Source organism: Pseudomonas sp. PLB05 (assembly GCF_021106615.1).
In the GTDB taxonomy this organism is placed as follows: Bacteria; Pseudomonadota; Gammaproteobacteria; order Pseudomonadales; family Pseudomonadaceae; genus Chryseomonas; species Chryseomonas benzopyrenica.
In genome coordinates this window covers 508,573-521,678 of the sequence record NZ_JAJOHO010000003.1, presented here as the reverse complement: position 1 = coordinate 521,678, position 13,106 = coordinate 508,573, and the positions used below count along the sequence as shown (strand labels likewise).

At 65.8% G+C, this 13,106-nt stretch carries 13 protein-coding genes and 1 tRNA gene; 5 read left to right on the top strand and 9 right to left on the bottom strand.

The annotated features are described in order from the left end of the window. Positions 1–128: 128 nt before the first annotated feature. Entirely contained in the window at positions 129–578 is a 450-nt protein-coding gene (locus tag LRS53_RS15235) for a YcgN family cysteine cluster protein (RefSeq protein ID WP_068385378.1), read from the top strand. Positions 579–586: 8 nt separating this feature from the next. Here the strand turns inward: LRS53_RS15235 and LRS53_RS15230 are convergent, their stop codons facing one another. From LRS53_RS15230 to LRS53_RS15190, 9 genes are all read right to left on the bottom strand, one after another. Continuing rightward, on the bottom strand, positions 587–1,570 hold the full coding sequence (locus LRS53_RS15230; protein ID WP_231356464.1) for an oligopeptide/dipeptide ABC transporter ATP-binding protein: 984 nt from the start codon (positions 1,568–1,570) through the stop codon (positions 587–589). Next, positions 1,567–2,550, bottom strand: a complete 984-nt coding sequence (locus LRS53_RS15225) for an ABC transporter ATP-binding protein (RefSeq protein WP_231356463.1) — start codon at positions 2,548–2,550, stop codon at positions 1,567–1,569. The genes LRS53_RS15230 and LRS53_RS15225 overlap by 4 nt, the downstream gene beginning before the upstream one ends. A gap of 1 nt (position 2,551) precedes the next feature. Further along, positions 2,552–3,427: a D,D-dipeptide ABC transporter permease gene (ddpC, locus tag LRS53_RS15220; RefSeq protein WP_017638849.1), complete on the bottom strand. Its 876-nt coding sequence runs from the start codon at positions 3,425–3,427 to the stop codon at positions 2,552–2,554. Between the two features lies 1 nt (position 3,428). Further along, a complete protein-coding gene (locus LRS53_RS15215) occupies positions 3,429–4,445 on the bottom strand; it encodes an ABC transporter permease (RefSeq protein WP_068385385.1) in 1,017 nt (338 codons plus the stop codon). Positions 4,446–4,493: 48 nt separating this feature from the next. After that, positions 4,494–6,059 (bottom strand): ABC transporter substrate-binding protein, encoded by a 1,566-nt coding sequence (locus tag LRS53_RS15210; RefSeq protein ID WP_231356462.1) that lies wholly within the window; start codon positions 6,057–6,059, stop codon positions 4,494–4,496. A 106-nt stretch (positions 6,060–6,165) separates the two neighbouring features. Beyond that, complete coding sequence (gene ddpX, locus LRS53_RS15205) at positions 6,166–6,741, bottom strand: D-alanyl-D-alanine dipeptidase (RefSeq protein ID WP_231356804.1); 576 nt, start codon at positions 6,739–6,741, stop codon at positions 6,166–6,168. A 41-nt stretch (positions 6,742–6,782) separates the two neighbouring features. Then, positions 6,783–7,634: a MurR/RpiR family transcriptional regulator gene (locus LRS53_RS15200; protein ID WP_231356461.1), complete on the bottom strand. Its 852-nt coding sequence runs from the start codon at positions 7,632–7,634 to the stop codon at positions 6,783–6,785. 217 nt (positions 7,635–7,851) lie between these two features. After that, positions 7,852–8,607 carry an SRPBCC family protein gene (locus LRS53_RS15195; protein WP_231356460.1) on the bottom strand — a complete coding sequence of 252 codons (756 nt, stop codon included), beginning with the start codon at positions 8,605–8,607 and terminating at the stop codon, positions 7,852–7,854. 53 nt (positions 8,608–8,660) lie between these two features. Then, a complete protein-coding gene (locus LRS53_RS15190; protein WP_231356459.1) occupies positions 8,661–10,682 on the bottom strand; it encodes a S9 family peptidase in 2,022 nt (673 codons plus the stop codon). 89 nt (positions 10,683–10,771) lie between these two features. On the opposite strand from LRS53_RS15190, the gene LRS53_RS15185 reads away from it, so the two are divergent. The 4 genes from LRS53_RS15185 to LRS53_RS15170 all read left to right on the top strand — a co-directional run bounded on the left by LRS53_RS15185 (position 10,772) and on the right by LRS53_RS15170 (position 12,814). Next, the gene (locus LRS53_RS15185; protein ID WP_231356458.1) at positions 10,772–11,245 is read left to right on the top strand and encodes an MFS transporter; all 474 of its coding nucleotides are present in this window, start codon (positions 10,772–10,774) and stop codon (positions 11,243–11,245) included. 98 nt (positions 11,246–11,343) lie between these two features. Next, on the top strand, positions 11,344–12,117 hold the full coding sequence (locus LRS53_RS15180; RefSeq protein WP_231356457.1) for a class II glutamine amidotransferase: 774 nt from the start codon (positions 11,344–11,346) through the stop codon (positions 12,115–12,117). Between the two features lie 18 nt (positions 12,118–12,135). Then, positions 12,136–12,648 carry a DUF2937 family protein gene (locus LRS53_RS15175; protein ID WP_231356456.1) on the top strand — a complete coding sequence of 171 codons (513 nt, stop codon included), beginning with the start codon at positions 12,136–12,138 and terminating at the stop codon, positions 12,646–12,648. A gap of 89 nt (positions 12,649–12,737) precedes the next feature. Next, positions 12,738–12,814, top strand: a tRNA-Val gene (locus LRS53_RS15170). Positions 12,815–13,106 lie beyond the last annotated feature (292 nt).

Here is a 13,106-nt window from a genome sequence, read left to right as displayed (position 1 = left end):
ACGGGAGGAAAGGGGAGTCCGGCACGGTAATCCGGTCGAGCGGCGTCGACAAGGGCGCGAACGGTGCTTGGCGCTCGCGGCGTGCGGCACTAGACTGCGCGCCCCCTTTCCTTGCCACGATCTCTGCCATGGCCGCCATCACCCAGCCGTTCTGGAAGCGCAAGACCCTCGATCAGCTCGATGCCCTGGAATGGGAGTCACTGTGCGACGGCTGTGGCCTGTGCTGCCTGCAGAAGCTCGAAGACGAGGACGACGGCGCCGTCTATTACACGCGCATCGCCTGCAAGCTGCTGGATCTCAAGACCTGTCAGTGCAGTCGCTACGCCGAGCGCACCCGCTTCGTCCCCGACTGCATCCAGCTCACCCCGGCCCAGGCCGACCAGTTCGCTTGGCTGCCGCCTACTTGCGGCTATCGCCTGGTGGCCGAGGGCAAGGATCTGCCGGAGTGGCACCCGCTGATCTGCGACGACCGCGAGGCGGTGCACAAGGCCGGCATTTCCCAGTCCGGCCGCATGCTCAGCGAAACCCAGGTCGCCGAAGACGACTGGGAAGACTATCTGATCTTTCGCGCGGGCTGATCCCGGCTTCAGACTGCCGCGGGGCTGGTCCGCAGCGGCGCGGTCAGGCCTGTTGCGCGATGGCAGCGTACCTCCGCCAACTCACCTGGCAGCAGTGCCTGAGGTCGCTCGCAACCGGTGCCCGCCTGCGGACAGCGATCCCGAAAGAAACAGCCAGTCGGCAGTACTCGGTTGCCCGGTAGCTCGGTGCGCTGTGCCGCGGCATTGCCGGTGAGCGGCTGATCCAGCCGCGGCACCGCCTCCAGCAACAGTCGGGTATAGGGGTGGCTGGGCTGCTCCAGCACCTCTGCCGCCGCCCCTAGCTCGACGATCTGCCCCAGGTACATTACCGCCACCCGGTCGGCCAGGTGGCGCACCACCGAGACGTTGTGGGAGATCAGTACGAAGGTCAGGCCGCGATCGCGTTGTAGCTGGGCCAGCAGGTTGAGGATCTGCGCCTGCACCGAGATGTCCAGGGCCGAGGTGGGCTCGTCGAGAATGATGACGTCCGGATCCGACGACAGCGCCCGGGCGATGGCAATGCGCTGGCGCTGGCCGCCGGAGAACTGGTGCGGGTAGCGATCCAGGTATTCGGGACGGATACCGACCTGCGCCGCCAGGCGCTCGGCCAGGGCGCGCAATTCGACAGAGGAGCTGCGACCCCGCACCACCAGCGGCTCGGTGATCAGCTTCCACACCGGCAGGCGTGGATCCAGCGAGGACTGCGGGTCCTGGAAGACGATCTGGACGTTGCGCTCGCCACGGGCCGAGCCTTGAAGGGAGCCGCTCACCGGCTCCACCAGCCCCATCAGGACCTGGGCCAGGGTGCTCTTGCCGCAGCCGGATTCGCCGAGCACGCCCAGGGTCTCGCCGGAAAATAGTCGCAGGTCGATGCCGTTGAGGGCATGGGCCTGGCCCTTGGTACGCCCGAGCCAGTCGCGGCCCACCGGATAACGTACCTCGATGCCGCTGAGCTCCAGCAGCGGTACGGCGGGCGGGGAAAAGGTGTTCATGCCAGGGCGTCCTCCGCCTGCAGCCAGCAGGCGCTCAGGTGATCGGGGGTGTCCGTCGGCAGCAGTGCGGGGCGCGTCTCGCAGCGCTCATGGCGCCGACTGCAACGATCCTTGAAGCTGCAGCCGTCAGGCAGCTGGGCCAGGTTGGGCACCTGGCCGGGAATGCTGGGCAGGTCGCTGCCGGGCACCGCCTTTTCCGGCAGGCAGGCCATCAGGCCCTGGGTATAGGGATGCCGGGGTGCCTGCATGACCGCCGCGGTAGCCCCCTGTTCGACGATGCCGCCGGCGTACATCACATAGACGCGGTCGCAGAATTGCGAGACCAGGGCCATGTCATGGGTGATCAGCAGGATGGCGGTACCCCGGGCCCGTGCCTTTTCGCGCAGCAGGAGCAGCACCTGGCGCTGCACCGTGACGTCCAGCGCGGTGGTCGGCTCATCGGCGATCAATAGCTGCGGATCGCAGGAGAAGGCCAGGGCGATCATGATGCGCTGGCGCATGCCGCCGGACAGCTCGAAGGGATAGCGTTCGAGGATCTGCTCGGGATCGGCGATGTGCATGTCCTTGAGCAATTCGATCGCCTTGGCGCGGGCCTGAGCGGCATCCAGCGCGGTATGGCGGCGGATCACGTCCAGCAGCTGGCGACCGATGCGCCGCGTCGGATTGAGCGCGGTCATCGGCTCCTGGAAGATCATCGCCGCCTCGCGGCCGCGCACTTCCATCAACTGGCGCTCGCTCAAGGCGAGCATGTCGTGGCCCACCAGGTTGACGCTGCCGCCGGTGACTCGGTAGCTGCCGGGGGGCAACAGGCCGAGGGTGAGCATGGCGGTGACCGACTTGCCCGAGCCGGACTCGCCCACCACGCCGACGATCTCGCCGGGGGCCACACTCAGGCTGACGCCGTTGAGCGCCTTGGCACTGCTGCGAAAGCCGGGGAATTCCAAATTCAGCTGGTCGATATGCAGAACGGACTGGCCCATGTCATTTGCCCTTTTGGCGAGGATCGAGCAGATCGCGGATGCCATCGCCCAGCAGGTTGAAACCGATGGCGGTGACCAGGATCGCCAGGCCCGGGAAGGTCGAGTACCACCACTGGTCGAGGATGAAATTGCGGCCGCTGGCGACCATCACGCCCCATTCCGCGGTGGGCGGCTGGGCGCCCAGGCCGATGAAGCCCAGCGCCGAGGCCATAAGAATGGCGTTGCCGATGTCCAGGCTGAATTGCACCAGCAGCGGCGGCATGGCGTTGCGGGCCACGTGCCAGTGCACCAGGTGCCATTTGCCGGCGCCGAAGGTGCGTGCTGCCTGGACGTAGGCCAGTTGGCGGATGCTCAGGGTCTGGCCGCGCGCCAGGCGCACATAGAAGGGGATGCGCACCAGGGTGATGGCCAGCATGGCGTTGAACAGACTCGGCCCGAGAGCGGCGGCCAGGGCCATGATCAGCACCAGCGAAGGTACCGAGAGGATGATGTCCATCAGGCGCATCATCAGCCGATCGAAGGCGCCGCCGACGATGCCCGACAGGCAGCCGAGCAGACCGCCGATGGCGCAGGCGGCAAAGGCCACGAACAGGCCGACGCCCACCGATTGGCGGCTGCCGTAGATCACCCGGCTGAGCAAGTCGCGACCCACCTCGTCGGTGCCGAACCAGTGCAGGGCGCTGGGTGCCTGCAGGCGGGCGGTGAGTTTCAGCGCGTTGGGCTGATAGGGGGCCAGCCAGGGCGCGGCGACCATGCACAGCAGCACCAGCAGGGTGATCACCAGCCCCGTGAGCATCAGCGGATTGCGGCGGATCCGCCAGGCCAGCCAGGCGGTCTGCTCGCGCCAGCGGGGGCGCGCAGCGGTCAGGGTCGTCATGCTAGTTCACCTTGCCGATGCGGGGATCGACCAGCCGGTAGAGCAGGTCGATGAAGCGGTTGAGCAGGACGTAGATGAAGGACACCACGATGGCGAAGCCCATGACCGCCGGGAAATCCAGCGCCTGGATCGACTTGACCACATAGGCGCCCATGCCCGGCCAGGCGAACACGGTTTCGGTGAGCACCGCCCCATAGAGCAGGTCCCCCAGCGCCAGGCCGATTACCGTGATGGAGGGAATCAGCGCGTTGGGCAGCGCGTGGCGCAGCACCACGGTGGTCTGCGACAGGCCATAGGCGCGGGCGGTGCGGATATAGTCCTCGCCCAGCTGTTCGAGCATGGCGCCGCGGATCTGCCGGGTGATGACGCCGAGATTGACGAAGGCTAGGGTCACCGCCGGCAGCAACAGGTGTCTGGCCGCACTGACGAAGCCGGTGAGATCGCCCGCCAGCAGGGTATCGATCAGATAGAAGCCGGTCACCGTCGGCGGTGGCGTCAGCCCCTGGTCCAGCCGCCCGCCGCCCGGCAGCCAGCCGAGATGCCCGTAGAACAGCACGATCAGCCCCAGGCCCAGCCAGAAGGCCGGGGTGGAGATGCCGGCCACCGCCAGGGTGCGGCTGATGTGATCGATCCAGCGGTTGTTGTAGACCGCCGAGAGCACGCCCAGGGGTACGCCAATGAGGATCGACAGCAGCAGCGCCGCCAGGGCCAGCTCCAGGGTGGCCGGAAAGAACAGCTGGAGGTCTTCCAACACCGGGCGATGGGTGCGGATCGACTGGCCCAGATCGCCCTGCAGCAGGTCCCCCATGTAGCGGAAGTATTGCTGGTAGAGCGGCAGGTCCAGACCCAGCTGCTGACGGATACCGGCGACGATTTCATCGCTGGCACGCTCGCCGGCGATCAGCCGCGCCGGATCGCCCGGGATCAGGTGGGAGATGACGAAGGTAATCAGGGATACCCCGATCACCACGATGAGGATATCGGTCAGCTGCTTGCGCAGCAGATGGAAGAAGGCCATGGCATACCTCGCGAGGCGGGTGCCGGAGCGCGCCGGCACCCGTCGCCCTTACTTGGACATCGCAGCGAAATTGAAGACCTGCTCGAGCATGGGGTTGAACACGTACCCCTTGACCACGGCGCGCATCGGCACCGTGTAGGCCTTCTGGTAGAGGTAGGCGTAGGCGGCGTCGCTCACCACGATCTTCTGGGCCTCCTGGTACAGCGCCTTGCGCTGAGCCACGTCACTAACGCTGGCGGCGTCGCGCAGCAGCTGATCCACCTTGGGATTGCTGTAGAAGGCGCGGTTGCCCGCCAGTCCCGCATTGGTGCTGTCGAACCAGAAGTTCATGAACATGTAGGGGTCGGCGAAGTCCGGACTCCAGTTGCCGATGGCGACGTCGAAGTCGCCCTTGCCCAGGCGTTCGCGGAAGGTGGCGTTGGCCAGCTTCTCCATCTTCAGGTTGACGCCCAGGGTGCCCAGGCCCGCCTGCAGGGTCAGGCCGATGGGCTCCCAGGCCGGATCCTTGTCCGAGTAGAGGAATTGCAGCTCCCGCACCTTGGGCGCCTTGCCCAGGGCGGCCTGGGCGGCTTCCAGGTCCTGCTTGGGCATTGGCAGACTCGGATCATGCCCCCACATGCCGTCCGGGATCGGGCCGTTCATGAGCTTGGCCTTGCCCATGGCGATGCCTTCGACGATGCCCTGGTAGTCGAGGGAGTCGACCACCGCCTTGCGCGCGTTGACGTCGTTCAGGGGCGAGCGCCTGTTGTTGAGGTAGAGGTAGGTCACCCGCAGCGAGGGGTAGGCGGTGGTGACGAAGCCGGACTTCTGCGCCAGCGCCTTGACCTGGTCTTCGGGCAGGTCCTCGATGATGTCCAGATCGCCCTGTTCCAGTTGCAGGCGCCGTACCGAAGGCTCGGCGATGATGCGGATCACCACCTGTTTGAGCGTGGGCGCCTGGCCGGCGTAGTGCGGGTTGGGCTCCAGGGTCAGCGACTGGCCCTTCTGCCAGGCGGCCAGGCGATAGGCGCCGGAGCCGGCGGTATGGCCGGCCAGCCAGGCGTCCACGTCCTTGCCGTGGGTGCTGGCCACCTTGGGGTTGATCACGCTGGCGCCGTCGTGGGCCAGGGCGAAGAGGAAGGGCGCGAAGGGCTTCTGCAGGGTGAATCTGATCGTCTGCGGATCCACCACGGTCACCGCCATGTCCGCCGGGAAGATGCTGGACGGGCCCTGCTTGAGCTTCATCAGGCGCTCGACCGAGAACTTGACCGCCTCGGCGGTGACCTCGCTGCCATCGTCGAATTTGTTGCCGGGCTTCAGGGTGAAGGTCCACACCAGGTTGTCGGGGGACACGGTCCAACCGCTGGCCAGGTCGCCCTCGACGTCGGTGCTGCCCTTGCCGTCTTCCACCTTGTAGCGCATCAGGCGCTGGTAGGCCGGATAGGTCACGGTCCAGTCGTTGTTATCGAAGGTCACGCCCGGATCGACGGTCTGCAGATCTGCAGGCTTACCGATGACCAGGGTGTCGGTCGCGGTGGCGGCGCTGGCTGGTTGCCAGGCGCCGAGGCCCAGCAGGGAAACCAGGGCGAGCACGCGGGACGCCGATGAAACGCAGGTGCGCGAAGACGAGAACATGCCGGTACCTCGGATTGTTTGGGTTTATGGGTGTTTCGGCAGTGGGCAAGGCGGTCGAGCGATGGGCTCGCGGCGCCGGATTCGAATGACCCGGTCGCCGGCAGGATCAGTTCAGCAGGGCGGCGAGCTCCTCCTGGCTGAGATGGTGGTAGTCGATCAGCGCATAACGACGGGCGTCGGGCAGTTCGAAGTGCCACCACTCGCTGGGGATGAAGGTGAAGCCGGCGCTCTGCATGATGCCGAGCAACAGCAGGCGGTTGCGCTGGGCGGCAGCGGGCAGCGCCGGATTGAACAGGTGCGACAGCTCGCGCATGTCGTCGAAGCCGGTACCCATATCCAGCGGTTCACCGGCCTCGTCGAGCAGGGTCACGTCCACGGCCACGCCGCGGCTGTGGTGCGAACCCTGCGCTGGATCGCTCACGTACTGGGCGTCGGGCAGCACCCGCCACAGCAGTTGCTGGGCATAGGGCGGGCGGTAGGCATCCAGCACCTGCAGGCGCAGACCGGCCTGTTGCGCCAGCGCGCTGGCGCGTTGCAGGCGGGCGGCGGCATCCCGGTGCAGCAGGCAGTGGCCGTCCTGATAGAGCACCTTGCCGGCCAGGTTGTCGGCGGTCGCATAGACCAGGTGGATGTCCACACCATAGTGGTGGGCGTCGATCTCGACGAGTTCCGGATGGTTCACGGTACGGGATGCTTCCTTGGAGTAAAGAGGGGTGCCGGCGCTCATTCGAATTGCCCGAAGCGCTGCTGCAGGGCGCGGTTGCTGGCCAGACGCTGTTCCAAGGCATCGCCCGAGCGATCCGCCACCGCTGACACCAGCAGGTTGAGCAGGCAGGCCAGCGGGGCCAGGGAGTCCCAAAACTGGTCGACTTCCAGGCGCAGTTGCAGCAGGTCGGCGGGGTAATCCCGCGCCCAGGGGCAGTGGTAGTCGGTGATCAGCGCCATGGGCAGCTGGGCATCGCGTGCGGCTTCGCAGAGCTTGCGGGTCACGCTGGAATAGGCGCGAAAGTCGGCCACCACCAGGTAGGGCCGGGCGAAGCCGCTGTTGAAGATGTCGGCGTAGGTGCCCGACAGACCGTCGACGTAGAAGGCCTTGGGGCGGATGTATTCCAGCAGGCTGTGAAAGCTACCCAGGACGCCGCGGGTGGTCTGAATACCGGCGATGAACACGGCGTCCGCACCGGTCAGCTGCTGGACCACCTGTTCGAACACCGGACCGCGGGCCAGCTGGTAGACGTCCTCGATGGCGGCGAGCTCGGCGGCCAGAGAGCGGTCCAGGGCGTCGCTGCGTCCGCTCTGCTGGCGAAAGGCACTGAAGCGGTCGGTGATGCGCCAGCCTTCCAGACCTTCGTCTCTCAGGCTCTGCTTGACGTCGTCGAGGTTGCGATAGCCCAGCGAGCGCAGCAGCCGACCCACGGAAATGCCGGTGGTGTTGGTGCGCTGGGCGATGCTGTCGGCGGTCTCGAAGGGCAGCTTCTCCGGATTGGCCAACAGGTAGCCCGCGACGCGTTTGCCGGTGGGCGTAAGGTCGGCGAAGGCGCCTTCAAGGGCTTGGAAGAAGAGTGGCTTGGTCACACCGGATGGCCTGCGATGTTATCGAGTTGTCATTAACTGCTCAGTTGTTCGAAAGCTAACATTGATTTTTCAGGCGTCGCAAGCGGCTGCACGCCGGTTGTCACCGCGGTGTCGCAAAGCGGGGTTTGGGGTCGGTACGAGATAAGCCGGTACAGGCTGAATGGCTTGGGAGGAGGGTGGCGGCGTCCCGAGCGAGACGCCGCGGTACAGCCGAAGATCAGCCCAGCGGCGACTCCATGTGCGAGGTGCGCTCGACGGCGCCATAGCGATCGCCGACGGCGTGGGCCCGTTCCAGCAGCACCTTCAGCTCGGCCAGGTCCTGGGCGATGCGGGTGCCAGGGTCGCGGCGCAGCAGGCGGGCGAACAGGTGGCCGAGGCGGCCGGCCGGCGGTTCGTAGGCCATGACGGCCGTCACCTCGGTGCCACCGGGCACATCTTCGAAGCTGACCCAGCCTAGGTTGTTCAGACCAGCATAGCCACAGGAGCGCCAGCCGATCAGGCGGCCAGGCACGTCGTCGGTGACTTCGGCATCCCATTCGAAACGGCCCATGGGCGCCTTGACCACCCAGTGGGAATAGCGGTCGTTGAGCACGTCCACGCGTTCGATGTGGCGCATGAAGATCGGCAGATTGGAGAAGTCGCGCCAGAAGCGATAGAGCTCATCGCGGGGACGGGCGATGACGATCCGGCGGGTCTGGGAGGCTGCCGAATGCCAGGCCAACGAACGGCGGACGTCGCGCTCGAAACGCACCTTGGTCAGGGTGCGCTTGATCGAGCAGTGACCGCGCAGGCCGCGATTCAGCAACCAGGCGCCGGTGGCGCCGGTCAGCAGGCCGAGCAGACCGCCACGCACCAGGCCGCGGCTGATCAGCAGGCCACCGCCGGCCACGGAGGCCAGGCGTTCCACGCCCTGGATGGCAGCGGCGTCGCGAGGCGGGGGAGCGAGAGGGGGAGTGGGGGCATCTAGGTGCATGGCAGATTCTCCTTTAGCTGTGGAAAAGACCTGCCCAGAGCCCCCGCCGTTCCCTAGCCGGTCAGGTCCAGTACCCGGAAGACGAAGGCGTATTCCAGGGCCACGTCGCGCAACGCCTGGTAACGCCCGCTCATGCCGCCGTGTCCGGCGCCGAATTCGGTTTTGAGCAGGAGCAGGGGCGCCTGATCGGTCCGCTGCTCGCGCAGCCGCGCCACCCACTTGGCGGCTTCCCAATACTGCACCCGGGTGTCGTGATAGCCCGCCACCGCCAGGATGGCCGGATAGGCCTGGGCCTTGACGTTTTCGTAGGGCGCGTAGCTGGCGATGCGCGCCCTCACCTCGGGCTCGTTCGGATCGCCCCACTCGTCGTACTCGGTCACGGTCAAAGGCAGGTCCGGTTTGAGCATGGTGTTGAGCACGTCGACGAAGGGCACCTCGGCAATGGCCGCGGCATAGAGCTCGGGCCGCTGGTTGAGCACGGCGCCGATCAGCAGACCGCCGGCACTGCCGCCGCTGATGACCACCTGTTGCGGCGTCGTCAGGCCCTGTTCCAGCAGATGCTCGGTGCAGGCGATGAAGTCATCGAAGGTGTTCTGCTTGTGTTCCAGCTTGCCGCTGCGATACCAGGCTTCCCCTAGTTCGCCGCCGCCGCGCACATGGGCGATGGCGAAGCGCACGCCACGATCCAGCAGGCTCAGGCGCGCATGGGAGAACCAGGGGTCCAGGCTGTGGCCGTAGGCACCATAGCCATAGAGGTAGAGCGGGGCGCTCTGCGGCAGATCGCGCCGACCGACCAGGCTGATGGGAATGCGCGTGCCGTCCGCGGCGGTGGCCCACAGGCGTCGGCTCTCGTAGGCGTCGGCGTCGAAGGGGCCTTCCACCGGCACCTGCTTGAGCACTCGCTGGGTACCGCTTACCAGGTCCAGTTCGCGGATCTCGGCGGGGCGATTGAGCGCCTCGTAGCGCAGGCGCATGACGGGACTGTCGAATTCCAGTACGTCCATGGCATCGAGGCTGTAGACCTCGTCCGGCAGGTCGACCCGGTAGGAGGCCTGACCATAGGGGCGAACCTCCAGGATCGGCAACCCGGCGGTGCGCAGGCTCAAGACCAGCGCCTGGGCGCCGAGGCTGGCGTCCTCCAGCATCACCGCGGGATCGTGAGGTACCAGCAGCTGCCAGTGCGAGCGCGTGGGACTTTCCTCGGCGGCCTGGTAGAGCGCGAAGTTGATGCCGTCCTGGTTGCTGCGGATGTACCAGCCATCGACGCCATGATCGGGGAAATACTCATGACCTTCTTCGCGGGGCGCCAGACAGACGAAGGCCTCGTCCGGCCGGTCCGCGTCCAGCACCCAGGCTTCGCTGGTGGTCTTGCTGTGGGACAGCAGCAGCAGCTTGCGTTCGGAGCTCGAACGATAGCAGCCGAGAAAGAAGCGCCCGTCGGTCTCGTGGAAGACCAGTTGCGGCTCGGCATCGCCCAGGTGGTAGCGATAGAGCTTGTGCGGACGATGGGATTCGTCGCGCTCGCCAAAGAACAGGGTGCGGCTGTCATTGGCCCAGGTCAGGCTGCCGTCGCACTCCTCGAAGGGCAGTTCGGTCACTATGCCGGTGGCCAGTTCCTTCACATAGAGCCGGTAGGTCTCGTCACCGACCTGGTCGAGGCTGTAGGCGAGCCGGGTCTGGTCCGGGCTGATGGTGAAGCGGCCGACGGAGAGAAAGCCACCGTCGGCGATGGCGTTGCCGTCGAACAGCAATTCTTCGGTCGCCGGATCGGGCGTGAGATCGCCGTCGGCTGGACGGCGGCAGCGATAGTTGCGGCCGTATTCGTCACCGGCCTGGGTCCGCTGATAGTAGAGGTAGTCGCCGCGAGGGACGGGCAGCGACAGGTCCGTCTCGCGGATGCGTGCACGGATCTCCTCGAACAGCTGCTCGCGCAGGGCGGCCTCGGGTGCCAGCTGGGCTTCCAGGTAGGCATTCTCGGCTTCCAGGTGCGCCAGTACCTCAGGAGCGTCACGGCTTTCCAGCCAGACGTAAGGATCGTCGCCAGGGGCGCGGCGGGCGGTGGGGGCTTGGGTCATGCGGGCTCCTTGGGCGCCGCGCAAAGACACGCGGGCGGGGCAAAACCGCTATCATAGGCTTCTCCTTTCCGCTATCGCCATGGATCGCAATGACCGAGCAAGAGTACCTGATCGCCTGGGCCGTCTACGCCGTCGCCGCGCTGCTGCTGTTGGTGGTGTCTTTCAAGGCCACCGGTTGGCTCTGGCGCTGGTTGCGCGAACCTATCCGCCTGGTGGTGGCCGTGCTGCTGGTGACCCCGGCCCTGGTGGATGCCGAGCATGGCCTCTATGCTCCGGCCATCGCCGTGACGGTGCTGGACCTGGTGTTCAAGGTCGGCAACAGTGCCTGGTCGGCCGTGGCCAATCTGGCGGCGGCCGGCACCATCGGCGTGGTGCTCTACCTGATCTTCGTTCTCTGTCGCTGGCTGTACCGCCGCTCCCATCCGCGTCCTGCGGCGGTCGCTGCGGAAAGCCCGGCGGATGATCCGCAGCCGGAATCGCCGACGGCACTGCGCAGCGCGGCAGCACCTGCCGAGCGCCGTGAACCCCGTGGCCGCAGCGAGCGCGTCGAACCCCGTCTGTAATCCAGGCTTGCGCCTGGGCCGTGACCCCTTCAGCATGATCGCGAAGGGCAGCGGCTGCAGCCGCCGTTGAATCAGGCAGCCACCCCGGAGGGACGGACATGTGCGAATTGCTAGGCATGAGTGCCAACGTGCCCACGGATCTGGTCTTCAGTCTCCAGGGCCTCATGCAGCGCGGCGGTCGTACCGGTCCGCATCGAGACGGCTGGGGCGTGGCCTTCTACGAGGGTAGGGGCCTGCACCTGTTCAAGGATGCCTTGCCGGGCGCCGATTCCGAAGTGGCCAAGCTGGTCCAGGGCTATCCGATCAAGAGCCACACGGTGATCGGCCATATCCGCCATGCCAATGTCGGGGCGGTCAATCTGGCCAATACCCATCCCTTCGTGCGCGAGCTGGGCGGGCGCTATTGGAGTTTTGCCCACAATGGCCAGCTGCAGGATTTTCATCCAGAGCCGCGTTTCTACCGACCGGTAGGCAATACCGACAGCGAGACGGCCTTTTGCAGTCTGCTGGATCAGGTTCGCGAGCGCTTTCCCGAACCCGTCCCGGTGGAGATGCTGCTGCCGCAGCTGGTGAACGCCTGCGATGGTTTTCGCAAGAAGGGCGTCTTCAACTGCCTGCTCAGCGATGGCGACTGGCTGTTCAGCTTCTGCACCACCAAGCTGGCCCATATCACCCGCCGTTCCCCCTTCGGTCCGGCCCAGTTGCGTGATGCGGAAGTACGCATCGACTTCAAGGCCGAGACCACGCCCAATGATGTCGTCACCATCATCGCCACCGAGCCGCTGACCTGCGACGAGGTCTGGACCCTGCACCAGCCGGGGGAATGGCATCTCTGGTGGGATGGCGAGATCGTCACCCAGGGTCGCGTCTAGACAGGAACCTACCTCACGATGCTGCGCAGCTATATTCGTCTGCTGTTGTTTACCCTGGCCTTGCTGGTAGGGGTACAGATCCCTGGCTTCATGCTCGACTACGAGCAGCGCGTGGATGCCCATCGCCTGGAGTCCGATCAGGCCCTGAGCGGCTTCAGGCGGACCGCGCAGCAATATTTCGAGGGCAGCCTCGACGGCTTGCTGGCCCACTATCAGACCAGTGAGGATCCGGTTTTCCGCAGCGATGCCGACAGCCTCGCCGTACTGATGCGCCGTAATGCGCTGTTCAACGAAGAGTGGCAGGCGCTGCAGGGGCCCTGGTACCAGCGGGCCTGGCACATCCTGGTACGGCCCAACGGCGAGCTGCGTGACGAGACCCTGCGGCAATATCGCTATCAGGTGGTCCTTACCCCCGAAGCCATCGGCTGGGGAATAGGGCTGGGATTGGCGCTGGCGGTGACAGTGGAAACCCTTGCGCTCTGGCTTTCCATCCTGCTCTATCCACGGCGCCCAGCCCGGCGTCTTTCCTAGTGCGCAAAAAAAATTTCACGTTTTCAGGCGTTTAGCTGAAAAAAGGGCTTGACGCTAAAGTCTCGCGCTGTAGAATGCGCACCCACAGCAGGCACGTAGCTCAGTTGGTTAGAGCACCACCTTGACATGGTGGGGGTCGTTGGTTCGAATCCAATCGTGCCTACCAAACAAAACCCGCACTGCTGGCGGGTAAGAAGAAGGGCGATCCGAAAGGGTCGCCCTTTTTTCGTTTGGGGATGAGATGGGAAGGCGTTCAGCTGTCAGGGCTGCTGATCCGTCTCGGCGTCCTGATACTCAACGACCTGTTCGCCTTGGCCTTCTTGGTGACAGCGAGACCCTGTCGGATCGACATGCCCCCCTGGCGTCTGGTGTGTTCCTTTGGAAAGGGGCCTGAGCCGAGAGCCTGGTGCTCGATCCGCATGGAAGAAGGAGCAGTGACCGGCGACTATGCCATTCCG